The sequence below is a fragment of the Mixta hanseatica genome (genome assembly GCF_023517775.1).
In the GTDB taxonomy this organism is placed as follows: Bacteria; Pseudomonadota; Gammaproteobacteria; order Enterobacterales; family Enterobacteriaceae; genus Mixta; species Mixta hanseatica.
Genome location: NZ_CP082904.1, coordinates 3,202,596 through 3,225,090, shown reverse-complemented (window position 1 = coordinate 3,225,090; position 22,495 = coordinate 3,202,596). Strand labels below are relative to the sequence as shown.

Below are 22,495 nucleotides of genomic sequence, written 5' to 3'. Positions count from 1 at the left end.
CGCTGGCGCAACCCTTCTGGCGCTGATTCAGTTCATGGCGATATCAGGCGCAACCGCCGGATAGCCGTCGCCTAAAGCGGCCTCCAGCGCTTTGCGCTGGGCCAGCTTTTTCTCCTGCTCCTGCAGATAGCCCACCAGACTGAGCTGATACTTGCGGATATTCTCCACATAGTTATAGGCTTCGTGGCCCCGCGCATAGCCGTAGGTGGTCTGAGTGTAGTAGCGTTTCTGACTCAGCATCGGCAGACGCAGCTTCACGTCAGCCCAGCTATCCGGATTGCCGCCCTGTTTTTCCGTCAGCTTACGCACGTCCAGCATATGCGCATAGCCCATGTTATAGGCCGCCAATGCAAACCAGATGCGTTCATCTTCCGGCACGGAGGAGGGGACTTTCTCCATCATGCGCTGCAGATATTCGCTGCCGCCGCGAATACTCTGTTCCGGATCGAGACGATCGCTCACCTCAAGGCTGTCGGCGGTGTTGCGGGTCAGCATCATCAGACCGCGCACGCCGGTAGGCGATGTCGCCTGCGGATTCCAGTGCGATTCCTGATAAGAGATCGCCGCCAGCAGTCGCCAGTCTATCTCTGTGGCATAGCGCTCAAACAGCGGCCTGATGCCGGGCAGAATGTCGTCGATAGCGCGCAGGAAAGTGCGGGTATCGACATAGTCAAAGGCGCCGACATGCCCCAGGTATTTCTCTTCCAGCCGGGCCATCGCGCCTTCTTCTTCCATCTGGCTAAAGAAATCGAGCATCGCTGCGTAAAGGCTGTCATCCTCGTCGCGCTGCATGTACCAGGTGACAGGCTCCTCATCGGTAATATCAAACGCCACCGCCAGCTGCGGATGGATACGCTGCAGCAGGCCGATAGTGACGGAATCGCCAATGGTATAATCCAGTTCGCCGTCCGCTACCGCTTCCAGCAGCGCTTTTGGGCTCTGATCGGTAGAGATCGCCCAGTCCAAATCGGGATACTGGTTCTCTTTGACGTTGCGCAGCGTGGACATATAAGCGGAGCCGGACGCAACCGTTAGCCGCCCCTTAAGGTTGCCAAGGTTTTTCGGTCGCGAGGTGCCGATGCGGTAAACCAGCTGCTGTGAGACGGAATAGTAGCTGGGGCCGGTACGAAAACGCGCCAGCCGCTCATTGTTATAAATCAGCCCGGCAGCCAGCAGATCGGCATCGCCATCATCAAGGTCGTCGAACAGGTCGTTCAGATTCTGCCGAACGGTAACCTGTAGCGTTACGCCCAGATAATCGGCGAATCGCTTCGCCAGCTCATAATCCATTCCAGCCGGTGCGTTATTGACGGTGTAGTAAGTCAGCGGAGAATTAATGGTACTAATTCGTAGCACTCCCCGCGATTTTATCTGCGCAATTTTATCCTGTGTCCCGCCGTACCACGGGATGGTTGGCCAAAGCGCTACTGCCAGCAGCACGGTGATCAACCCGATAAGCAGATAATTAATTTTCAGGCGTTTCAAATAGTTATCTCTCGGTGGCTCTCAGGCCTCTGTCTCTTCGGGCAGCGTTTGTTATCTATTAAATCCCAGAGCGTGGGGCATTTTGCGCAACAAAGCGGCATAGAGCAACTTTAATAGCAGGAACTGCGCAATTTTCAGGCTATTTCGCAGCGCGGAAATTTCCACGCAAACGGTTTCGTTAGCGGCCCCGTTTCTTTATAATGTCGCCCGTTTTCCCTGTTGCGCCCAAAGAAGCGTCCTCCGGCGCTCTGACGAGAGATCTTAATGATGGAAATTCTGCGTGGTTCGCCCGCTCTGTCGGCATTTCGTGTAAACAAACTGCTGACCCGTTTTCAGGACGCTCACCTGCCGGTGAGTGATATTTACGCCGAGTACGTCCATTTTGCCGATGTCAGCGCACCGCTGAACGCAGAAGAAAAATCCCGCCTGCAACGTCTGCTGAAATACGGTCCTTCTCTCGCCGAACATGCGCCGCAAGGGCGTTTGCTGCTGGTAATACCCCGTCCGGGCACCATTTCTCCCTGGTCTTCTAAAGCGACCGACATCGCTCATAATTGCGATCTGCCGCAGGTGCGTCGTCTGGAGCGCGGTCTGGCCTTTTATCTGCAGGCGCCGCAGCTCACCGACGCGCAATGGTCGCAGCTGGCCGCGCTGCTGCACGATCGCATGATGGAAACGGTATTTAGCGATCTACAGGAAGCGGAACAGCTGTTTATACAGCAGCAGCCGCAGCCGCTGCAGAGCGTGGATATCCTGACGCAAGGGCGCGCGGCGCTGGAGGCGGCCAATCAGAAGCTGGGCCTGGCGTTAGCCGATGATGAAATTGACTATCTGCTGGCGGCGTTCGAAAAACTGGGGCGCAACCCGAATGATATCGAGCTGTATATGTTTGCTCAGGCCAATTCTGAGCATTGCCGCCATAAAATTTTCAATGCGGACTGGGTGATTGACGGCGTATCGCAGCCGAAATCCCTGTTCAAAATGATCAAAAACACCTTTGCCCAGACGCCGGACTATGTGCTGTCAGCCTATAAAGATAACGCGGCGGTGATGGAGGGCTCGGCGGTGGGACGCTTCTATGCCGATGCGCAGCAGGGCGTTTACGATTTCCATCAGGAGCCGACCCATATCCTGATGAAAGTGGAAACCCATAACCACCCGACGGCGATCTCGCCGTGGCCGGGCGCGGCAACCGGCTCCGGCGGCGAAATCCGTGATGAAGGCGCAACCGGCCGCGGTGCCAAGCCCAAAGCAGGGCTGGTGGGCTTCTCGGTATCTAACCTGCGCATTCCGGGCTTTGAACAGCCGTGGGAAGAAGATTTCGGCAAGCCCGATCGTATCGTCAGCGCGCTGGATATTATGACCGAAGGCCCGCTGGGCGGCGCGGCGTTCAACAATGAGTTTGGTCGTCCGGCGCTGAACGGCTATTTCCGTACCTATGAAGAGCGCGTCAACAGCCATAACGGCACCGAGCTGCGCGGCTATCATAAGCCGATTATGCTGGCGGGCGGTATCGGTAATATCCGCGCCGATCATGTGCAGAAAGGCGAGATCAGCGTGGGCGCGAAACTGATCGTGCTGGGCGGGCCGGCGATGAATATCGGCCTGGGCGGCGGCGCGGCCTCATCAATGACATCCGGCCAGTCCGATGCCGATCTCGATTTTGCATCCGTACAGCGCGATAACCCGGAAATGGAGCGGCGCTGCCAGGAAGTGATCGACCGCTGCTGGCAGCTGGGCGAGCAGAACCCGATCCTGTTTATTCATGATGTCGGCGCGGGCGGCCTGTCGAACGCCATGCCGGAGCTGGTGAGTGACGGCGGACGCGGCGGGCGTTTCAACCTGCGCGATATTCTTAATGATGAGCCGGGCATGAGCCCGCTTGAAGTCTGGTGCAACGAATCACAGGAGCGCTACGTGCTGGCGGTGTCGCCAGACAAACTGGCGCTGTTTGATCAGCTGTGCCAGCGCGAACGCGCCCCGTATGCGGTGATTGGCGAAGCGACGGAAGAGCAGCATCTGACGCTTTCCGATAGTCATTTCGACAATCAGCCGATTGATATGCCGCTGGACGTGCTGCTGGGCAAAACGCCGAAGATGACGCGCGACGTCAAGCGTCAGCAGGCGCAGGGCGAGGCGCTGGTACGCGACGACCTGACGCTGGAAGAGGCGGTAAAACGCGTGATGCATCTGCCGACCGTAGCGGAAAAAACCTTCCTGATTACCATTGGCGATCGCAGCGTAACCGGGATGGTGGCGCGTGATCAGATGGTCGGTCCGTGGCAGATACCGGTGGCTAACTGTGCGGTTACCACCGCCAGCCTGGATAGCTATCATGGCGAAGCGTTCTCCATTGGCGAACGCGCGCCGGTGGCGCTGCTGGACTTTGCCGCCTCGGCCCGTCTGGCGGTGGGAGAGGCGTTAACTAACCTGGCGGCAACCGATATTGGCGCGCTGAAGCGCGTGAAGCTTTCGGCTAACTGGATGGCCGCCGCCGGGCATCCGGGCGAAGATGCTGGCCTGTACGAGGCGGTAAAAGCCATTGGCGAAGAGCTGTGTCCGGCGTTGGAGCTAACGATTCCGGTGGGTAAAGACTCAATGTCGATGAAAACCCGCTGGCAGCAGAATAACGAGCAGCGTGAAATCACCGCGCCGCTCTCGCTGGTGATTACCGCCTTTGCCCGCGTTGAAGATGTGCGCCGCACGGTCACCCCGCAGTTACGGGCGGCGGAAGATAATGCGCTGCTGCTGATCGACCTCGGCAAAGGGCATAACGCGTTAGGGGCGACAGCCCTGGCGCAGGTGTTCCGTCAGCTGGGCGATAAGCCGGCTGACGTACGCGACGTCGAGCAGCTGGCAGGCTTTTTCCGGGCGATGCAGGCGCTGGTTCAGGCGAACAAGCTGCTGGCCTATCACGACCGCTCCGACGGCGGCCTGCTGGTTACGCTGGCGGAAATGGCGTTTGCCGGCCATTGCGGCATCGAGGCGGATATCGCCACGCTGGGCGCGGATGCGCTGGCGGCGCTGTTTAATGAAGAGCTGGGCGCGGTAATTCAGGTGAAAGCGCAGGATCGCGCCGCGGTAGAAGCCTTGCTCGGCGAATATGGCCTGAGCGACTGTGTTCACTACCTTGGCAAAGCGCTGCCGGGCGATCGCTTCGAGATCCGTGCGGGCAACGATGTGGTATACAGCGAAAGCCGCTCCACGCTGCGCGTCTGGTGGGCGGAAACAACCTGGCAAATGCAGCGCCTGCGCGATAACCCGGACTGTGCCGATCAGGAACATCAAGCGAAAAAAGATGATAACGATCCGGGGCTGAACGTTCAGCTTACCTTTAATCCGCAGGACGATATCGCCGCGCCTTTTATTGCCCGTGGCGCGCGGCCAAAAGTCGCCGTGCTGCGTGAGCAGGGCGTTAACTCGCACGTTGAAATGGCCGCGGCTTTCCATCGCGCCGGTTTCGATGCGGTAGATGTGCATATGAGCGATCTGCTGGCGGGACGCATCGGCCTGGAAGAGATGCAGGCGCTGGTCGCCTGCGGCGGGTTCTCCTATGGCGACGTGCTGGGCGCCGGCGAGGGCTGGGCGAAATCCATTCTGTTCAACAGCCGCGTACGCGATCAGTTTGAGTCCTTCTTCCATCGTCCACAAACCCTGGCGCTGGGCGTCTGTAACGGTTGCCAGATGATGTCTAACCTGCGTGAGCTGATCCCCGGCAGCGATCTGTGGCCGCGATTTGTCCGCAACCAGTCCGAGCGTTTTGAAGCGCGCTTTAGTCTGGTTGAGGTAGCAGCCAGCCCGTCGCTGTTGCTGGAAGGCATGACCGGTTCGCGGATGCCGATTGCAGTATCACACGGCGAAGGCTTTGTTGAGGTGCGCGATGGCGCTCATCTTGCCGCGCTGGAAGCCAAAGGCGTAGTGGCGCTGCGTTTTGTCGATAACTACGGCAAGGTAACGGAAAACTACCCGGCTAACCCTAACGGCTCGCCGAACGGCATTACCGCCGTGACCAGTGAAAATGGTCGTGTAACCATTATGATGCCGCATCCGGAACGCGTCTTCCGTACCGTAAGCAACTCCTGGCATCCAGCTGAGTGGGGCGAAGACGGTCCGTGGATGCGTATTTTCCGTAACGCACGTAAACAGTTAGGCTAATTCTTTACCTGTTAAAAAAACCGCATCGGTTTCCGCTGCGGTTTTTTTTATATTTAGCGCTGTTGCTAAAATGCGACAGGATAGTATAAAGAGTGTCTCTAAAAGGAGACATTTAACCTATTGATAACTGGTTATTATTGGATAATGGTTGTCAACTGTTGTTGATAAGCGACAGAAAAGGCAGCAGCGATTTGTCTTACGCGCAGAGAAACAGGAAGTAAATGGCATAAATCCTGATTAATTAGCGACTTATATAAAAATTACAAAGTTGGCATATTATTTGCTAATATATCGGCAGTGGCTCATTCACCTCCTTATGACAGCCCTGCTAACGCGGTCAAGCGCTTCATAAAACTCCGAATGACGCACAATACGGTGCCTGCCGTCCACGTACCGATAATAGCTTGCTTGCGACTTTATCAAACACCGGGCGCAACGTTGAGTTAGGCACCACCTATTCAAATGCGGTGAACCTTCAGCGCATCAAAAACGGCAGAGCTTTGGCTCTGCCGTTTTTATTTCTGCGGCGACCGCCGCGTTTCCGTTTGCCTTGCCGGTTTCAGGCTTTCCTCCTGCCGCGTTGTTCGCTAGCATCATTCCCACTTCAAAAAGGATATTGCATGTGAAAACCTGGCGATTTTTCCCGCGTTCCCTGCGTCAGCTGGTGCTGATGGCGTTTTTGCTGGTATTGCTGCCGCTGTTGGTGCTGGCCTGGCAGGCCTGGGAAAGCCTTTCCGCGCTTAGCCAGCAGGCGGCCGACACCAATCGCACCACCTTAACTGACGTGCGGCGCAGTGAAGCGATGGCGCGCACCGCGCTGGAGCTGGAACGCAGCTATCGACAATATTGCGTGCTGGGCGATCCGATGCTGGCGCGCCTTTATCAGACCCAGCGCGCGCGTTACTCGCAAATGCTGGATGCGCACGCCCAGGTACTGCCCGACCTGCGCGCCTGGCAAAGCCTGCGGCAGGCATTGACCCGGCTGGAACAGCTGCACTGCCTGAACAGTAACCCGATCAGCAGCGCCACGGAGAGCCTGGCGTCTTTTTCCAGCGCCAATGCGCAGATGGTACAGGCCACGCGGGAAACCGCTTTTTCGCGCGGCTTACAGCTGCAGCGGGAAATCGCCGAGCGCGGTCAGTTCTTTGGCTGGCAGGCGCTGCTGCTGTTTATCGTCACGCTGGGGCTGGTGCTGCTGTTCACCCGCATGATTATCGGGCCGGTGAAAGCGGTCGAGCGAATGATCAATCGACTGGGGGAGGGCAGGCCGCTGGGCAATATGGTGAGCTTTAAAGGCCCGCGGGAAATCCGGGCGCTGGGCCAACGCATTCTGTGGCTGAGCGAGCGGCTGGCATGGCTGGAGTCACAGCGCCATGAATTTTTACGCCATATCTCTCATGAATTGAAAACGCCGCTGGCCAGTATGCGTGAAGGGACCGAACTGCTGGCGGATGAGGTGGCCGGGCCGTTGACCGCCGATCAAAAAGAGGTGGTCGCCATCCTGGACGGCAGCAGCCGACATTTGCAGCGTTTGATCGAACAACTGCTTGACTACAACCGCAAGCTGGCCGACAGCCCGCAGGCGCTGGAAACGGTGAACCTGGCGGAGATCATTCACAGCGTGGTGGATACGCACGCGCTCCCGGCGCGCAGTAAGTTAATGCAAACCGAGGTGGATTTGCAGGTAACCACCTGCCGCGCTGAACCCATGCTGTTGATGCGCGTAATCGATAATCTCTATTCCAACGCTGTATATTACGGCAGTGAATCCGGTACCATTTGGCTGCGCAGTCAGAAACAGGGCAATCGGGTATGGATTGATGTAGCCAATACCGGCACGCCGATCCCTGAAGCGGAACAGGCGATGATCTTCGAGCCTTTTTTCCAGGGGAGCCAGCAGCGTAAAGGGGCCGTCAAAGGCAGCGGGCTGGGGCTGAGCATTGCCAAAGACTGTCTGCGGCGTATGCAGGGCGATCTGCAGCTTATCACCACGGAACAGGCTGAGGTTTGCTTCCGTATAGAACTTAATTTGAGCGCCGGGAAATGATAGCTAATGACCATATTTACATTCTCTGCCGCACAAGGTTTTGGCCGTCGTCTGCTGTTATTGTCGGCCTTACTGGTTGCTGCCTGTCAGCAGCCGATACACAGCGTTTTACCGCGTCAGGCCGCGACGCCGCCTGAGCCGAAAATCAATATTGTTGATTACCTCGCCGTGGATTGCACCCGCGTTTGGCATATCGACGACGGCAACAGCATCAAAAACCCGCTTTACTGGATGCGCGCCATTGACTGCGCCGCGCGGCTGTCGCCGGTACAGGCGCGGGCGGAGGCGCACGGCTGGCCCGCCACCAACTGGCAAAACAGTTTCAAGCAGGGGATCCTGTTGGATAATGGCAACGTCACGCCGGTTGAGCGTCGTCAGTATGTTGAACAGCTGGATAGCTTTAGCATGGCCTATCCCGCCTCGGTACGCCCGCTATTGCAGCTATGGCGTAATAATCAGGCGGCCCAGCTCGAGTTATCAGAAAGCCGAACGCGCTATCATCATCTGCAGCAGACCAGCGATAGCCAGCTTGATGCCCTGCGGCAAAAACAGCTCAGCCTGAGCCGGGAGCTTACGGAGACGCGGCGCAAACTGGAGACGCTGACCGATATTGAGCGCCAGCTCTCTTCGCGTAAATCGCCGGATGTCTCTGATAACAGTCATCCCGATGTGAATGAGGCCAGTACGTCATCCGCGCCATCGGGGGAAAACAGTCATGAAAAAGAGGCGCAATAATGCCACGTAACTCCGCCCGTCTGCTGCTGGTTGACGACGATGCCGCGCTGCTGAAGCTATTAGGCATGCGCCTGACCAGTGAAGGTTTTCAGGTCACCACGGCCACCAGCGGGCCAGATGCGCTGCGTCAGCTTAATAAAGAGAAAGTCGATCTGGTGATCAGCGATCTGTGCATGGATGAGATGGATGGCCTGGCGCTGTTTGGTGAAATTCAAAAGCTGCATCCCGGCCTGCCGGTGATTATCCTGACGGCACACGGCTCGATACCCGAGGCGGTTTCGGCGACGCGGCAGGGCGTGTTTAGCTTTCTTACCAAGCCGGTGGATCGGGATGCGCTCTATAAGGCGATTGATGAGGCGATGGCGCACAGCGCGCCATCCAGCAACGATGCCTGGCGTGAAGTGATCGTCACCCGCAGCCCGCTGATGCAGCGCCTGCTGGAGCAGGCACATATGGTGGCGCAATCTGACGTCAGCGTATTGATTAACGGGCAAAGCGGCACCGGCAAAGAGGTGCTGGCGAAGGCGATTCATGCCGCCAGCCCGCGCGCCGGGAAGCCTTTTATCGCTATCAACTGCGGCGCCTTGCCGGAGCAGCTGCTGGAATCGGAGCTGTTTGGCCACGCGCGCGGCGCCTTTACCGGCGCGGTTAGCGCGCGTGAAGGGTTATTCCAGGCCGCCGAAGACGGCACCCTGTTTTTGGATGAAATCGGCGATATGCCGCCAACGCTGCAGGTTAAGCTGCTGCGCGTGCTGCAGGAGCGGAAAGTGCGGCCGTTGGGCAGCAACCGCGATCTGGATATCAATGTACGTATTATTTCCGCTACCCATCGCGATTTGCCAAAAGCAATGGAAAAGCAGGAGTTCCGCGAAGACTTGTTTTACCGCCTGAATGTCGTCAGCCTGAAAATCCCGGCGCTGCATGAGCGGGCAGAAGATATTCCGCTGCTGGCTAACCATTTGCTACGCCAGGCGGCAGAACGTCATAAGCCTTTTGTGCGTAGCTTCTCGACCGATGCGATGAAGCGTCTGATGAGCGCCAGTTGGCCGGGCAATGTGCGTCAGCTGGTTAACGTTATTGAGCAGTGCGTGGCTTTGACCTCCGCGCCGGTGATCGGCGAGGCGCTGGTGGAGCAGGCGCTGGCGGGCGAAAACACCGCGCTGCCGACCTTTGTCGAGGCACGTAACCAGTTTGAACTGAACTATCTGCGGAAACTGCTGCAGATGACCAAAGGCAACGTCACCAATGCCGCGCGGCTGGCGGGACGTAATCGCACCGAGTTTTATAAGCTGCTGGCGCGTCACGAGTTGGATGCGAACGACTTCAAAGAGTCATAGTTTTTAGTGCCGTTCAGGCGGTCAGATATGATAGCTTAGCCTGCGAAAACAGGGCGTATCTACCGCACACAGTCTGAGTATTACCCGTCCGGCCACGGAGGGAGAGAAAAAGGGTCCGTTATGAAGAAGATTGACGCAATTATCAAACCATTCAAGCTCGACGATGTCCGCGAGGCACTGGCGGAGGTTGGCATCACCGGGATGACCGTGACCGAAGTAAAAGGTTTTGGTCGCCAGAAAGGCCATACGGAACTTTATCGTGGCGCTGAGTATATGGTCGACTTTCTGCCGAAAGTGAAAATTGAAATCGTTGTGGCTGACGATATCGTCGATACCTGCGTCGATACCATTATGCAGACGGCGCAAACCGGCAAAATCGGCGACGGTAAAATCTTTGTGTACGATGTAGCGCGCGTCGTACGTATCCGTACCGGCGAAGAAGATGAAGAGGCGATCTAACGGCGAACGCGACAAAACCCAGGCGCGCTGATAGCGCATTGACTTGGGCTCTGTTGCTTTTAACCAGAAGAACGGTCTGCGCCAGCACCCGACGGGCGCTGGCTTTTTCTCAGGCTAAGGCCAGCGCAACGGCCGCCTCAGCATGAATTTGCGTGGTATCAAACAGCGGCACCGTTGCGTCCTGTTGATCGATAAGCAGCGTGATTTCCGTGCAACCCATAATTATCGCCTCTGCTCCCTGCGCGACCAAATCCTCCATCACGGCGCGATATTTCTCGCGCGAAGCGGCATTAATGTGGCCCAGGCACAGCTCCTGATAGATAACCTGATGCACCGTTTCGCGCCCAGCCTCATCCGGAATCACCACTTCAATGCCATACTCGCTTTGCAGCCGCTGCTTATAAAACGCCTGCTCCATCGTAAAACGGGTGCCTAACAGGCCGACTTTGCTCAGTCCGGCCGTTTTAATCGCTTCGGCCGTAGCATCGGCGATATGCAACAGCGGCAGCGACGTCGCCGCGGCGATGGCGGGCGCGACTTTATGCATAGTATTGGTACAGAGCACGATAAAATCAGCGCCCGCCGCCTGCAGCGCACGGCCCGCCGCCGCCAGCTTTTCTCCGGCTTCCTGCCAGTCGCCTGCTGCCTGCAACTGCTCTATTTCATAAAAATCGACGCTGTACATCACCAGCCTGGCGGAGTGTAAACCGCCAAGCTGCGCGTTAATGCCTTCGTTGATAATCTTGTAGTAGAGCGCCGTTGACTCCCAGCTCATCCCGCCCAGCAAACCGATTGTTTTCATGCTTCACCCGTGTAAATACCCAGACTCAGCAGATCAGCTTAAACCACTTTGTGCGGGCCAAACACCTCATAATGAATATGCTGATTCGGTACGCCAGCATCCAACAGCTGGCGAGCGACAAACTGCATAAAGCTTACCGGGCCGCAGAGGTAGTAGTGGCGGTGAATATCAGCCAGATCGGCGGCAACGGCGGCCAGATTCATCATGCCCTGAGCGTTAAAGCGTCCGGCATCTTCAGCGCGCGGGTTGCTGTACCAGACATGGCTGCTGAAGTGAGCCAGCTGCGCGCCGGTTTGCGCGACTTCATCGGCAAACGCGTGGCGAGCGCCGTTTTCTGCCGCGTGCAGCCAGCTTACCGGCGCCTGATGCTGTTGTTTAGCAAGGGCGTGCAGCATCGCCAGCATGGGTGTTAAGCCGACGCCGGCGGAAATCAGGGTTACGGGCGTGGCGGCGTCCGCCTGCAGGAAAAAGTCACCGGCCGGCGCCGCCAGGTTAATTACATCGCCGACTTGCGCTTTCGCATGCAGCCAGCCGGAAACCGTACCCTGCGCCTCATGTTTCACGGCGATGCGATAATCGCGGCCATTTGGCGCATGGGTCAGGGAATATTGACGGATTTCATGGTTAGCGAAGTCAGGGTCCTGAACATGCACTCCCAGGTACTGGCCGGGTTGGAAATCTGCTACCGGCTTGCCATCCACCGGCGTCAGGGTAAAGCTTTTAATCACCTCGCTCTGCGGCTGAATAGCGCTAATGCGGAAAGCGCGAGTGCCGCGCCAGCCGCCCTGTTTTTTCTCATGCTCGTGATAAATCTCTTCTTCACGCTGGATAAAGACATTAGCCAATACGCCATAGGCTTTGGCCCAGGCGTCCAGCACTTCCGGGCCAGGGCGCAGCATTTCATCAATGGTCGCCAGCAGGTGCTTGCCCACAATCTGATACTGCTCAGGCTTAATGGAAAAGCTGGTGTGTTTCTGCGCAATGCGCTCAACGGCCGGCAGCAGGGCCGCCAGATTTTCCAGATTGGCGCCGTAGGCGCAGATGGCGTCGAACAGGGCCTGACGCTGATCGCCATTGCGCTGATTGCTCATATTAAATACATCTTTCAGTTCCGGATTATGGGTAAACATCCGGTCATAAAAGTAAGCGGTCAGCGCGGGGCCCGTCGCCGCAACGGCGGGCAGAGTAGATTTAACGGTAGCGATAGTTTGGGCATCAAGCATGGTGGCTCTCCGATTAGCTTTATAAGTTGCATTTTAAATGCATGTTAATCGCTTTTGTCGATATTTGTAAATAACCCTGAAAAAATAAAGGATGCCGAGGTTAACAATAATGAAAAAACTGCAAGCGAAGACTGAATAACTATCGTGATAAAAGCGGAGAGCAAATCGGGCTGTAGGCCTTGCCAGCGCTCAAGCCAATCGTTTGCGTAAAAAGCGGGCCATGAGGCTATGCTTCCACCTGCAAAACGGTTTACACTGTGGGCCTTCGCCCGTCAGGGCCATATAGTGCCGTTTAAAGTTAGCTGAGTCAGGAGATGCGGATGTTAAAGCGAGATATGAACATTGCCGATTACGATGCCGAGTTGTGGCAAGCAATGGAGCAAGAAAAAGTGCGTCAGGAAGAGCATATTGAACTGATTGCTTCAGAAAACTACACCAGCCCGCGTGTAATGCAGGCGCAAGGTTCACAGCTAACCAATAAATATGCCGAAGGCTATCCGGGCAAACGCTACTACGGCGGTTGTGAGTATGTCGATATCGTTGAGCAGCTGGCGATCGATCGCGCCAAAGCGCTGTTTGGCGCAGATTATGCCAACGTCCAGCCGCATTCTGGTTCACAGGCAAACTTTGCGGTCTATACCGCGCTGCTGCAGCCGGGCGACACCATTTTAGGTATGAACCTCGCGCATGGCGGTCACCTGACGCACGGCTCTCCGGTAAACCTCTCCGGCAAACTGTATAACGTGGTGCCTTACGGCATCGACGAGACGGGCAAGATCAACTATGACGAACTGGCGTCGCTGGCGCAGCAGCATAAGCCAAAAATGATTATCGGCGGCTTCTCCGCCTATTCCGGCGTATGCGACTGGGCGAAAATGCGTGAAATCGCCGATAGCGTAGGCGCTTATCTGTTTGTTGATATGGCGCACGTTGCCGGTCTGATTGCCGCAGACGTCTATCCGAACCCGGTTCCGCATGCGCATATCGTCACTACGACTACTCACAAAACCCTGGCGGGTCCGCGTGGCGGCCTGATCCTGGCGAAGGGCGGCGACGAAGATCTGTATAAAAAACTGAACTCCGCTGTGTTCCCGGGCGGACAGGGCGGCCCGCTGATGCACGTTATCGCCGGTAAAGCGGTGGCGCTGAAAGAAGCGATGGAGCCGGAGTTCCGGGTTTATCAGCAGCAGGTAGCGAAGAACGCCAAGGCGATGGTCGAAGTGTTCCTGGAGCGCGGCTATAACGTGGTTTCCGGCGGCACCTATAACCACCTGTTCCTGCTGGATCTGGTGGATAAAAACCTGACCGGTAAAGAGGCGGATGCCGCGCTGGGCCGCGCGAACATCACTGTGAACAAAAACAGCGTGCCGAACGATCCTAAGAGCCCATTCGTCACGTCCGGTATCCGTATCGGTACCCCGGCGGTTACCCGTCGCGGCTTTAAAGAAGCGGAAGTTCGTGAGCTGGCCGGCTGGATTGTCGACGTGCTGGATAACATCAATGATGAAGCGACCATCGAGCGCGTGAAGCAGAAAGTGCTGGAAGTTTGCGCGCGCTTCCCGGTTTACGCCTGATTGTTTTTCTCTCGCTTTAACAAAAAGCCCCGTCCCGTTGGCCGGGGCTTTTTTATGCCCTGTGAAGCCCTCAATTGCTTATCTTTCCGCGATTTGCCAAAGTAGCGCCTCATTGTCGGGGGGAAATATGACGGTCCGTTCAACATACTGGTTAGCACTCGGTTACTTCACCTACTTCTTTTGCTATGGCATCTATCTTCCTTTCTGGGCGGTCTGGCTAAAAGGCAGCGGCCTGGATGCAGAAAAAATTGGCCTGCTGCTGGGGGCCGGGATGATCGCCCGTTTTGTCGGCAGTCTGCTTATCGCCTCACGCGTGCGCGATCCGTCACAGCTGGTATTGGCACTGCGTCTGCTGGCCTTGTTAACCCTGCTGTGCGCCGCCGGCTTCTGGCTGGGGCAGCAATGGCTATGGCTGCTGCTGGTAATGATCGGTTTTAATCTTTTTTTCTCGCCGCTGGTGCCGCTCAGCGATGCGCTGGCCGCTACCTGGACACGGCAAATCGCGCTGCCTTACGGGCCGGTCAGGTTATGGGGATCGCTGGCGTTTGTGATCAGCTCGGCGCTGACCGGCGTACTGATTACTGCCTGGAACAGTCAGGCGATCCTGGCGCTGTTAAGCGTCGGCATTGTGATGATGCTGGGCGGCATGTTGTTGCGGCCGACGGTGATGCCGCTGGGAGAAGCGCGCACGGCGAACAGTGCCGGCTGGGCCGAATGGAGATCGCTGCTGCGCGAGAAGAGCGTATGGCGTTTCCTGCTGTGCGTGACGCTGATGCAGGGCGCGCATGCCGCCTATTACGGTTTCAGCGCTATCTGGTGGCAGGAGGCGGGCTATTCCGCCAGCGTGGTGGGCTATCTATGGTCGCTGGGCGTGGTGGCGGAAATCATCATCTTTGCGCTGAGCAATCGGCTATTTCATCGCTGGAGCGCGCGTGATTTGCTGCTGCTCTCCGGGATCTGCGCGCTGGTGCGCTGGAGCCTGATGGCTTCAACCACTCAGCTGCCGTGGCTGATCGTCGCTCAGATTTTGCACTGTGGCAGTTTTACCGTTTGTCATCTGGCGGCGATGCGTTTCATCGCGGCGCGTCAGGGCGGGCAGGTGATTCGTCTGCAGTCGGTCTATTCTGCACTGGCGATGGGCGGCGGTATCGCAGTGATGACTATGGTCTGCGGCGTGCTGTTCACCTATTTACAGGGCGATATCTTCTGGTTAATGGCGTTGCTGGTGCTGCCGGCGCTGTTTTTACGCCCGCCCGTACAGTCGTCAGGACTCCAACAGTAGACGAATACGCTGCTGTTGATGCGCGCTTAACGGCAGTTCGGCGTGTATCAACGGCGGCGAATAGAGCGGTAACGGAGCGGCATAAGGCGAGATCACCAGCGTTACCCCTTTTGGCGCGCCGTGATGCTGAAAATCGCAAACAGATAAATATTTAATATTCAACGGCAACAGCGTCAGCTCGCGCAGCTGGTGCTCCAGTTCCTTTTCCAGCGCGGCGTCTGTGCCGGTTAACAGCAGCACCTGCTTCTCTTGCAGCACGCTCTCCTGCATCAGCCATGCGCCGAAAATAACCGCGATCAGCCCCATCTCTTCCGCGGAAAAGCGGATGCCGTAATGATCTTCAAAGGTTTCCACGGCGGCCTGGGTCGTACGCAGCAGGCGTGGATAGAGGCGAATCACCTCTTCAGAGAGGCTGTTATCAATGCCGACGGCAAAATGACAGCGATCCAGCGCCTGCGCCAGATGAGTATAAAGCTGGCTGCACAGGCCCTGTTCATTGCTGAAGCGCATGCCGGAGAGCCTTTGAAAACGCGTCATCAGCAGCCGGGTTTGCTCCATCAATTGCAGTTCGCCCTGATGTGCCAGGCGCGCGGCGGAGGGTGCATGGATCATGCTAAACAGCAGCGTATAAAAATCGATTTCGCTGGCGTCGGGCGCGAACCGGCAGCGCCGCTGCCAGTGTTGAATAATGTCCTGTGCCGCCAGCCGTTCGGCCTTATTTTCCAGCCATAGCCGTTGCCGGGCGGAAAATATAGCCTGCCGCGTGTGGCACAGCGAATATTGCATAAAAAGCTGAAGAAACAACCGATCGCGCGGGCTGAAGTTGCGCTGTAGGCGGCTGGCGCAATGTTCAATCAGGGCCTGCAGATTGCGCTCGTTATACAGCAGTTTTTCTATCTGACGCGCCTGCAAATGCTGGCGCAGAGCGGGAACAAAATTCCCCTCGATAAATACCGGCGAAACGCGCAGCGCCCGGCGCAGCCAGTGCAGCAGACACAGGCGTTGATCCAGTTCATCGCCCTGCAATAAAAAAGTGCCGTCCTGCTGCTGTAAAATACCAAGGCGGTGATAACGCTGGATCTCCTCCTCAACCTCCGCTATATCTTGCCGGGCAAGCGAAGGGTCGACTTGATTGAGTTGGCACAGGCTATCCAGAGTCAGCAAAGGCTCGGGCAGATAAAGCATAAGCAGGAGATGACAACGACGCTGGGAACTGGAGAAGAGTGGTGCTGTAGTTGTAGCAGAACTCATCGTGAATTTTCCGGTCAGTCATACCAAAAATAAGCATAGACAACCGACGTGACAACAGATGCGCGTCGACAATTTTTTATCCAGACGTTAACCTGGGTCACAGAATTGCCGTACAGGAAGATGAATGACAGCCACTACTCTGATCAAACGCGCCGCCGGCGGCTGCCTGGCTCTGCTGCTTTCGCCTTTAGCCTGGTCTCATCCGCACAGTTTTATTGCGATGCAAACCACGCCGGTGGTCAGCAATGATGCCCTGACCGGTTTAAAGATGGTCTGGACGATGGATGAGATCACCTCAGCCGATCTGCTTTATGATGCCGGCGACGCTACGCCCGATTCGCCAGTGTGGAAAAAGCTGGCGGCGGAAGTGATGGCTAACGTCCTGGCACAGCACTATTTCACTGAGTTCTGGCATCAGGGCAAAGCGGTCAAGTTTGAAAATCTGCCGCCCGCCTACTCGCTGGCGCGCAGCGGGGCGCAGGCGGTACTGACTTTTGTTTTACCGCTGGCGCGGCCGCAGCCGCTGGCAGGCCAGAGCTATACTTTTAGCTCATTTGATCCCACCTATTTTGTTGATATGACTTATAAAAATGCCCAGTCGCTGAGCCTGCCGGAGGCGCTCTCCTCCCGTTGCAAGCTGACGCTGCATACTCCAGAGCCGGATGCGGCGCTGAAAGATTTTGCCCTGTCGCTGGATAAAGCCGATGCGCCGCCGGAAAGCATGGATTTGGGGCGTCAATTCGCGCAAACGGTAACGCTGTCATGTCAATAATACTGCAACGCGATTATCCGCGCTGGCGTCGCCTGTGGCCGCTATGGAGCGTGCTGGCGCTGGCGCTGCTGGGGGCCCTGGCCGCCTGGTGGTACTGGCCGCAGCTGTTGTGGCAGAGCGTGCTGTGGCAAAAAAGCCTTCATCAGCAAATGATTGGCCTGTTGCAGCGCGTGGCGCAGCATCCGCATCAGACCGGACTGGCTCTGCTCGGTTTCAGCCTCACATATGGCATTTTACATGCGTTGGGGCCGGGGCATGGCAAAGTGGTGATCGCTACCTTTCTCGCGACGCATCCTGTCCGGCTGAAAACCAGTCTGCGCTTAACGCTGGCGGCCGCAATGGTGCAAGGCGCCGTGGCGGTAGGGCTGGTGAGCCTGGTATTGGGGCTCCTGCAGGCCTCTTCCCGTCAGCTTCACCTCAGCAGCTACTGGCTGGAAAAGAGCAGCTATTTGCTGGTTGCCGCGCTTGGCGTCTGGCTCTGCTGGCGCGCGCTGCGTCAGCTGCGGCGTAGCGGAGCGATGCGGGTGCATACGTTTCGCCCGCGCGATCATCAGCACGATAAGCACTGCGGCTGCGGTCATCAGCATCTGCCTGATGAACAACAGCTGGCGCGGGCGACCGGCTGGAAAACCTCGCTGCTGGTGGTGTTGTCGATGGGGCTGCGGCCCTGTTCCGGCGCGATTATGATGCTGCTGTTCTCACGGGTGATCGGCGTTTATGCCTGGGGCGTACTGAGCGCGCTGGCGATGGCTCTCGGCACGGCGCTGACGGTCTCGATGATGGCGCTGCTGGTGCAGAGTTCGCGTGCGCTGGCGCAGCGCCTTAACCAACGCGCCGCGCCTGCGCCATGGCAACGCGTAGCGCTACACAGCCTGGCGCTGGCGGGCGGTTTGTTGTTGATTGCCGGCGGCATAATCTTGTGGCTAAGCGCGCAGCCGGCGATATCAGGCGGGTTGCGCGCGCTGCGCTAACGGCAAGGCAAAAAAAATGCCGCACCTCCCGAAGGAGCATGCGGCATTTTTTCGTTCGCGTGAGACTTAACGCTTCAGCGCATCGCTCAGCTCATCTCGCATGGAAGCCAGCAGGGCTTTAACCACGCGTGGGTTACCCGCAACGATGTTGCCAGTGGTCATAAAGCCGTGACCGCCGGTAAAGTCGGTCACCAGCGCGCCCGCTTCACGTGCAATCAGTTCGCCAGCAGCGAAATCCCACGGCTTCAGGCCGATCTCGAAATAGCCGTCAACGCGACCGGCGGCGACATAACAGAGATCCAGCGCGGCTGAACCGGTACGACGGAAATCCGCGCACTGGGTAAAGAGTTTGCCTACCAGTTTCATATAGGTTGCGGCATGTTGCTTCTGTTTAAACGGGAAGCCGGTCGCCAGAATGGTGCCGTCCAGATCGCGCGCATTGCTGCCGCGCAGACGATAGCCGTTCAGCTGAGCGCCCTGGCCGCGTACGGCAGAGAACAGTTCGTTACGCATTGGATCGTAAACCACCGCCACTTCGGTGCGGCCTTTAATGCGCACGGCGATGGAAACCGCGAAGTGCGGTAAGCGTTTAATGAAGTTGGTGGTGCCATCCAGCGGATCGATAATCCATTGTACATCCTGATCTTCTGCCGACAGTTCACCACTCTCTTCGCCGATAATGGTGTGCTGCGGATAAGATTTGCGAATCACCTCAATAATCAGGCGCTCGGCGTCGCGGTCAACATTGGTCACAAAATCGTTGCTGCCTTTCTGGCTAGCTTCAACGGCGTCTGGAGTTTCGTAGTTTTTGGCGATTAAGTTGCCAGCCTTGCGCGCAGCGCGCACGGCGATGTTGAGCATCGGATGCATCAGTATCTCTCACTGGATGTTAAAGAACGGGGAAAACGGCACGGAGTATAGCAGGGAGATCGGAAAATGTCCTGCATTTATGCTAGCATTGCCAAATTATCTCACCGACCTCCTTGAGTTATATGCTGCAAAATATTCGTATTGTGCTGGTGGAAACCTCTCACACTGGCAATATGGGCTCCGTCGCTCGCGCGATGAAAACCATGGGGCTGACTAACCTTTACCTGGTTAATCCGCTGGTTAAACCTGATTCGCAGGCCATCTCGCTCGCCGCAGGCGCCAGCGATGTGATTGGCGATGCGGTGATTGTCGATTCGCTGGACGAAGCCATTGCCGGCTGTAGCCTGGTGGTTGGCACCAGCGCCCGGTCGCGTACGCTGCCCTGGCCAATGCTGGATGCGCGCGAATGCGGCGTTAAGTGCGTGGAAGAGGGCGCACAGGCGCCGGTAGCGATCGTGTTTGGCCGCGAGCGCGTCGGCCTGACCAATGATGAACTGCAAAAATGCCATTATCATGTGGCGATCCCGGCGAATCCTGACTACAGCTCGCTGAACCTGGCGATGGCCGTGCAGATCCTGGCATATGAAGTGCGTATGGCTTTCCTGCAAAGCGATCGCGTGGAACAGCCGCAGTATGAAGAAAGCCCCTATCCGTTAGTGGACGATCTGGAGCGTTTTTATCAACATCTGGAGCAGATGATGGTGAATAGCGGCTTTATTCGCCAGTCCAATCCGGGACAGGTGATGAGCAAGCTGCGCCGCCTTTACACGCGCGCGCGTCCGGAACGTGACGAGCTGAACATCCTGCGCGGCATGCTCTCTTCCTTTGAGAAAAAGCGCGGCGAAAAATAAGCCCGGCAGAGTACAAGCGAAGCGGGGAATACTTGAGTGTTTTACCAGGTTAAATAGTTGACCAAAACACTCAGGAATGTCAGACTTGCGGCCATCATATATCACTCCGAAACAGGGTATAACCGAGGGTCGCCAAGCTATGAGACTGACATCAAAAGGGCGTTACGCCGTTACCGCGATGCTTGACGTTGCACTGCACTCACACGAAGGGCCGGTGCCGCTGGCCGATATTTCAGAGCGTCAGGGGATCTCTCTCTCTTACCTTGAACAGCTCTTTTCCCGCCTGCGTAAAAATGGCCTGGTGGCCAGCGTACGTGGACCGGGCGGCGGTTACCTGCTGGGCAAAAGCGCGGCGGAAATCGCCGTTGGCGCGGTGATCACCGCCGTCGATGAGTCGGTTGACGCCACGCGCTGTCAGGGGAAAGAGGGCTGCCAGGGCGGCGAGCGCTGTCTGACTCATGTCCTGTGGCACGATTTAAGCGAGCGTATCAGCGATTTTCTCAACAACATTACGCTGGCTGAGCTGGTGAATAATAAAGAGATCCTTGATATAGCCGATCGTCAGAATAATGAAACGCGCCGTATGGCGAATGGCCGCACGCAGGAGACGATTAATATAAATCTGCGGGCCTGATATTTTTTTGATTTGAAGCGATGTACGGAGCTTAAGAGCAATGAAATTACCGATTTACCTGGATTATTCCGCCACCACGCCGGCCGATCCGCGTGTGGCGGAAAAGATGATGCAATATCTCACCCTGGACGGAACATTCGGTAACCCGGCCTCCCGTTCCCACCGTTTTGGCTGGCAGTCCGAAGAGGCGGTGGATATCGCGCGCAACCAAATTGCCGAGCTGGTCGGCGCCGATCCGCGTGAGATTGTCTTTACCTCTGGCGCGACCGAGTCCGACAACCTGGCCATCAAAGGCGCCGCGCAGTTTTATCAGAAAAAAGGCAAGCACATCATTACCAGCAAGACTGAACATAAAGCGGTGCTGGATACCTGTCGCCAGTTAGAGCGCGAAGGATTTGAAGTGACTTACCTCGCTCCGCAGAGCAATGGCATTATCGATCTGCAGGCGCTGGAAGCCGCAATGCGCGATGACACCGTGCTGGTTTCCATCATGCACGTAAATAACGAAATCGGCGTGGTGCAGGATATCGCGACCATCGGTGAAATGTGCCGGGCGCGCGGGATCATTTACCACGTTGATGCGACGCAGAGCGTAGGCAAACTGCCGATCGACCTCAGCCAGCTGAAAGTGGATCTGATGTCCTTCTCCGCGCATAAACTCTACGGCCCGAAAGGTATCGGCGCGCTCTATGTGCGTCGCAAGCCGCGTATCCGTCTGGAAGCGCAGATCCACGGCGGCGGTCATGAGCGCGGTATGCGTTCCGGCACCTTGCCGGTGCATCAGATCGTCGGCATGGGTGAAGCTTACCGTATCGCGAAAGAAGAGATGGAAAGCGAAATGGCGCGCCTGCGCACGCTGCGCAACCGCCTGTGGGATGGCCTGAAAGATATCGAAGAAGTCTATCTGAACGGCAATCTGGAGCAGGGCGCCCCGAATATTCTTAACGTCAGCTTCAACTATGTTGAAGGCGAGTCGCTGATCATGGCGCTGAAAGACCTGGCGGTCTCCTCAGGCTCCGCCTGTACTTCCGCCAGCCTGGAACCCTCTTATGTGCTGCGCGCGCTCGGCATGAGCGACGAGCTGGCACACAGCTCAATCCGTTTCTCCCTTGGCCGCTTCACGACTGAAGAAGAGATTGATTACACCATTGCGCTGGTGCGCAAATCCATTGGTCGACTGCGTGAACTTTCTCCTTTGTGGGAAATGTTTAAAGCGGGCGTGGATTTGAACAGCATCGAATGGGCGCATCATTAATTTCAGGTTTCAGGAGAACAGATCATGGCTTACAGCGAAAAAGTAATCGATCACTACGAAAATCCACGCAACGTAGGATCATTTGATAATAGCGATCCCTCTATCGGCAGCGGCATGGTCGGCGCGCCGGCGTGCGGCGACGTCATGAAACTGCAAATCAAGGTCAGCGACAGCGGCATCATTGAAGATGCGCGTTTCAAAACTTACGGCTGTGGTTCCGCCATCGCGTCCAGCTCGCTGATTACCGAATGGGTAAAAGGCAAATCGCTTGATGAAGCCGCCGCGATTAAAAATACCCAGATCGCCGAAGAGCTGGAGCTGCCGCCGGTGAAAATTCACTGCTCGATCCTGGCCGAAGACGCCATCAAGGCCGCCATCGCGGATTACAAGAGCAAGAAAGACGCACAGTAAGGGGGGAGTTATGTCTATTACCCTGAGCGAGAGCGCAGCTTCCCGCGTGAGCAGCTTTTTGCACCACCGCGGTAAAGGCTTCGGCTTACGCCTTGGCGTGCGTACCTCCGGCTGTTCCGGCATGGCCTACGTGCTGGAGTTTGTCGGTGCGCCCCAGCCGGAAGATACCGTCTTTGAAGATAAAGGCGTTAACGTGGTTATCGATGCGAAAAGCCTGGTTTATCTCGACGGGACCGAACTTGATTTCGTGAAGGAAGGCCTGAACGAAGGGTTCAAGTTCAATAACCCGAACATGAAAGATGAATGCGGCTGCGGAGAAAGCTTCAACGTTTAGCGTTGGCGCAGTAGCAGGATCAATCGCTCCGGGAACGGAGCGATTCT

19 protein-coding genes are annotated in these 22,495 nt (G+C 56.8%); 14 read left to right on the top strand and 5 right to left on the bottom strand.

Going from position 1 to position 22,495, the window contains the following annotated elements; translation table 11 throughout:
• Window positions 1–27: 27 nt before the first annotated feature.
• Window positions 28–1,485 carry a membrane-bound lytic murein transglycosylase MltF gene (gene mltF, locus K6958_RS15265; protein WP_249891926.1) on the bottom strand — a complete coding sequence of 486 codons (1,458 nt, stop codon included), beginning with the start codon at window positions 1,483–1,485 and terminating at the stop codon, window positions 28–30.
• A gap of 264 nt (window positions 1,486–1,749) precedes the next feature.
• On the opposite strand from mltF, the gene purL reads away from it, so the two are divergent.
• The 5 genes from purL to glnB all read left to right on the top strand — a co-directional run bounded on the left by purL (window position 1,750) and on the right by glnB (window position 10,218).
• Window positions 1,750–5,640: a phosphoribosylformylglycinamidine synthase gene (gene purL / locus K6958_RS15260; protein WP_249891925.1), complete on the top strand. Its 3,891-nt coding sequence runs from the start codon at window positions 1,750–1,752 to the stop codon at window positions 5,638–5,640.
• 622 nt (window positions 5,641–6,262) lie between these two features.
• Window positions 6,263–7,687, top strand: a complete 1,425-nt coding sequence (locus K6958_RS15255; RefSeq protein ID WP_249891924.1) for a sensor histidine kinase — start codon at window positions 6,263–6,265, stop codon at window positions 7,685–7,687.
• Window positions 7,688–7,693: 6 nt separating this feature from the next.
• The gene (gene qseG / locus K6958_RS15250; RefSeq protein ID WP_249891923.1) at window positions 7,694–8,422 is read left to right on the top strand and encodes a two-component system QseEF-associated lipoprotein QseG; all 729 of its coding nucleotides are present in this window, start codon (window positions 7,694–7,696) and stop codon (window positions 8,420–8,422) included.
• The gene (gene glrR, locus K6958_RS15245) at window positions 8,422–9,759 is read left to right on the top strand and encodes a two-component system response regulator GlrR (protein ID WP_249891922.1); all 1,338 of its coding nucleotides are present in this window, start codon (window positions 8,422–8,424) and stop codon (window positions 9,757–9,759) included. Before qseG ends, glrR begins: the two co-directional genes overlap by 1 nt.
• 120 nt (window positions 9,760–9,879) lie before the next feature.
• Window positions 9,880–10,218 (top strand): nitrogen regulatory protein P-II, encoded by a 339-nt coding sequence (gene glnB, locus K6958_RS15240; protein WP_038624670.1) that lies wholly within the window; start codon window positions 9,880–9,882, stop codon window positions 10,216–10,218.
• Between the two features lie 109 nt (window positions 10,219–10,327).
• Here the strand turns inward: glnB and K6958_RS15235 are convergent, their stop codons facing one another.
• Entirely contained in the window at window positions 10,328–11,020 is a 693-nt protein-coding gene (locus K6958_RS15235; protein ID WP_249891921.1) for an aspartate/glutamate racemase family protein, read from the bottom strand.
• Between the two features lie 38 nt (window positions 11,021–11,058).
• The gene (hmpA, locus tag K6958_RS15230) at window positions 11,059–12,243 is read right to left on the bottom strand and encodes an NO-inducible flavohemoprotein (protein WP_249891920.1); all 1,185 of its coding nucleotides are present in this window, start codon (window positions 12,241–12,243) and stop codon (window positions 11,059–11,061) included.
• 320 nt (window positions 12,244–12,563) lie between these two features.
• On the opposite strand from hmpA, the gene glyA reads away from it, so the two are divergent.
• Complete coding sequence (gene glyA, locus K6958_RS15225) at window positions 12,564–13,817, top strand: serine hydroxymethyltransferase (RefSeq protein WP_085070685.1); 1,254 nt, start codon at window positions 12,564–12,566, stop codon at window positions 13,815–13,817.
• A 127-nt stretch (window positions 13,818–13,944) separates the two neighbouring features.
• Window positions 13,945–15,099 carry a 3-phenylpropionate MFS transporter gene (locus tag K6958_RS15220; RefSeq protein WP_249891919.1) on the top strand — a complete coding sequence of 385 codons (1,155 nt, stop codon included), beginning with the start codon at window positions 13,945–13,947 and terminating at the stop codon, window positions 15,097–15,099.
• Here the strand turns inward: K6958_RS15220 and csiE are convergent.
• The gene (csiE, locus tag K6958_RS15215; RefSeq protein WP_249891918.1) at window positions 15,082–16,350 is read right to left on the bottom strand and encodes a stationary phase inducible protein CsiE; all 1,269 of its coding nucleotides are present in this window, start codon (window positions 16,348–16,350) and stop codon (window positions 15,082–15,084) included. The genes K6958_RS15220 and csiE overlap by 18 nt on opposite strands.
• Before the next feature lie 124 nt (window positions 16,351–16,474).
• Between csiE and K6958_RS15210 the strand changes: the two genes are divergently transcribed.
• Window positions 16,475–17,122 (top strand): DUF1007 family protein, encoded by a 648-nt coding sequence (locus K6958_RS15210; RefSeq protein WP_249891917.1) that lies wholly within the window; start codon window positions 16,475–16,477, stop codon window positions 17,120–17,122.
• Window positions 17,113–18,093 (top strand): nickel/cobalt transporter, encoded by a 981-nt coding sequence (locus tag K6958_RS15205; protein WP_249891916.1) that lies wholly within the window; start codon window positions 17,113–17,115, stop codon window positions 18,091–18,093. The genes K6958_RS15210 and K6958_RS15205 overlap by 10 nt, the downstream gene beginning before the upstream one ends.
• A 66-nt stretch (window positions 18,094–18,159) precedes the next feature.
• Here the strand turns inward: K6958_RS15205 and suhB are convergent, their stop codons facing one another.
• Window positions 18,160–18,963: an inositol-1-monophosphatase gene (suhB, locus tag K6958_RS15200; protein ID WP_249891915.1), complete on the bottom strand. Its 804-nt coding sequence runs from the start codon at window positions 18,961–18,963 to the stop codon at window positions 18,160–18,162.
• Window positions 18,964–19,085: 122 nt separating this feature from the next.
• On the opposite strand from suhB, the gene trmJ reads away from it, so the two are divergent.
• The 5 genes from trmJ to iscA all read left to right on the top strand — a co-directional run bounded on the left by trmJ (window position 19,086) and on the right by iscA (window position 22,448).
• A complete protein-coding gene (gene trmJ, locus K6958_RS15195; RefSeq protein ID WP_249891914.1) occupies window positions 19,086–19,814 on the top strand; it encodes a tRNA (cytosine(32)/uridine(32)-2'-O)-methyltransferase TrmJ in 729 nt (242 codons plus the stop codon).
• Between the two features lie 139 nt (window positions 19,815–19,953).
• Window positions 19,954–20,448, top strand: a complete 495-nt coding sequence (gene iscR / locus K6958_RS15190; protein WP_103060084.1) for a Fe-S cluster assembly transcriptional regulator IscR — start codon at window positions 19,954–19,956, stop codon at window positions 20,446–20,448.
• Window positions 20,449–20,488: 40 nt separating this feature from the next.
• Entirely contained in the window at window positions 20,489–21,703 is a 1,215-nt protein-coding gene (locus K6958_RS15185; RefSeq protein WP_249891913.1) for an IscS subfamily cysteine desulfurase, read from the top strand.
• Window positions 21,704–21,727: 24 nt separating this feature from the next.
• Window positions 21,728–22,114 (top strand): Fe-S cluster assembly scaffold IscU, encoded by a 387-nt coding sequence (iscU, locus tag K6958_RS15180; RefSeq protein ID WP_103060082.1) that lies wholly within the window; start codon window positions 21,728–21,730, stop codon window positions 22,112–22,114.
• A 10-nt stretch (window positions 22,115–22,124) separates the two neighbouring features.
• Window positions 22,125–22,448, top strand: a complete 324-nt coding sequence (gene iscA / locus K6958_RS15175; protein ID WP_249891912.1) for an iron-sulfur cluster assembly protein IscA — start codon at window positions 22,125–22,127, stop codon at window positions 22,446–22,448.
• Window positions 22,449–22,495 lie beyond the last annotated feature (47 nt).

Bases quoted from the DNA above. Each gene is read 5' to 3' on its own strand.
- purL (WP_249891925.1), top strand. From the start codon at position 1,750: ATGATGGAAATTCTGCGTGGTTCGCCCGCTCTGTCGGCATTTCGTGTA.
- qseG (WP_249891923.1), top strand. From the start codon at position 7,694: ATGACCATATTTACATTCTCTGCCGCACAAGGTTTTGGCCGTCGTCTG.
- glrR (WP_249891922.1), top strand. From the start codon at position 8,422: ATGCCACGTAACTCCGCCCGTCTGCTGCTGGTTGACGACGATGCCGCG.
- glnB (WP_038624670.1), top strand. From the start codon at position 9,880: ATGAAGAAGATTGACGCAATTATCAAACCATTCAAGCTCGACGATGTC.
- K6958_RS15235 (WP_249891921.1), bottom strand. From the start codon at position 11,020: ATGAAAACAATCGGTTTGCTGGGCGGGATGAGCTGGGAGTCAACGGCG.
- hmpA (WP_249891920.1), bottom strand. From the start codon at position 12,243: ATGCTTGATGCCCAAACTATCGCTACCGTTAAATCTACTCTGCCCGCC.
- glyA (WP_085070685.1), top strand. From the start codon at position 12,564: ATGTTAAAGCGAGATATGAACATTGCCGATTACGATGCCGAGTTGTGG.
- K6958_RS15220 (WP_249891919.1), top strand. From the start codon at position 13,945: ATGACGGTCCGTTCAACATACTGGTTAGCACTCGGTTACTTCACCTAC.
- csiE (WP_249891918.1), bottom strand. From the start codon at position 16,350: ATGAGTTCTGCTACAACTACAGCACCACTCTTCTCCAGTTCCCAGCGT.
- K6958_RS15210 (WP_249891917.1), top strand. From the start codon at position 16,475: ATGACAGCCACTACTCTGATCAAACGCGCCGCCGGCGGCTGCCTGGCT.
- K6958_RS15205 (WP_249891916.1), top strand. From the start codon at position 17,113: ATGTCAATAATACTGCAACGCGATTATCCGCGCTGGCGTCGCCTGTGG.
- suhB (WP_249891915.1), bottom strand. From the start codon at position 18,963: ATGCATCCGATGCTCAACATCGCCGTGCGCGCTGCGCGCAAGGCTGGC.
- trmJ (WP_249891914.1), top strand. From the start codon at position 19,086: ATGCTGCAAAATATTCGTATTGTGCTGGTGGAAACCTCTCACACTGGC.
- iscR (WP_103060084.1), top strand. From the start codon at position 19,954: ATGAGACTGACATCAAAAGGGCGTTACGCCGTTACCGCGATGCTTGAC.
- K6958_RS15185 (WP_249891913.1), top strand. From the start codon at position 20,489: ATGAAATTACCGATTTACCTGGATTATTCCGCCACCACGCCGGCCGAT.
- iscU (WP_103060082.1), top strand. From the start codon at position 21,728: ATGGCTTACAGCGAAAAAGTAATCGATCACTACGAAAATCCACGCAAC.
- iscA (WP_249891912.1), top strand. From the start codon at position 22,125: ATGTCTATTACCCTGAGCGAGAGCGCAGCTTCCCGCGTGAGCAGCTTT.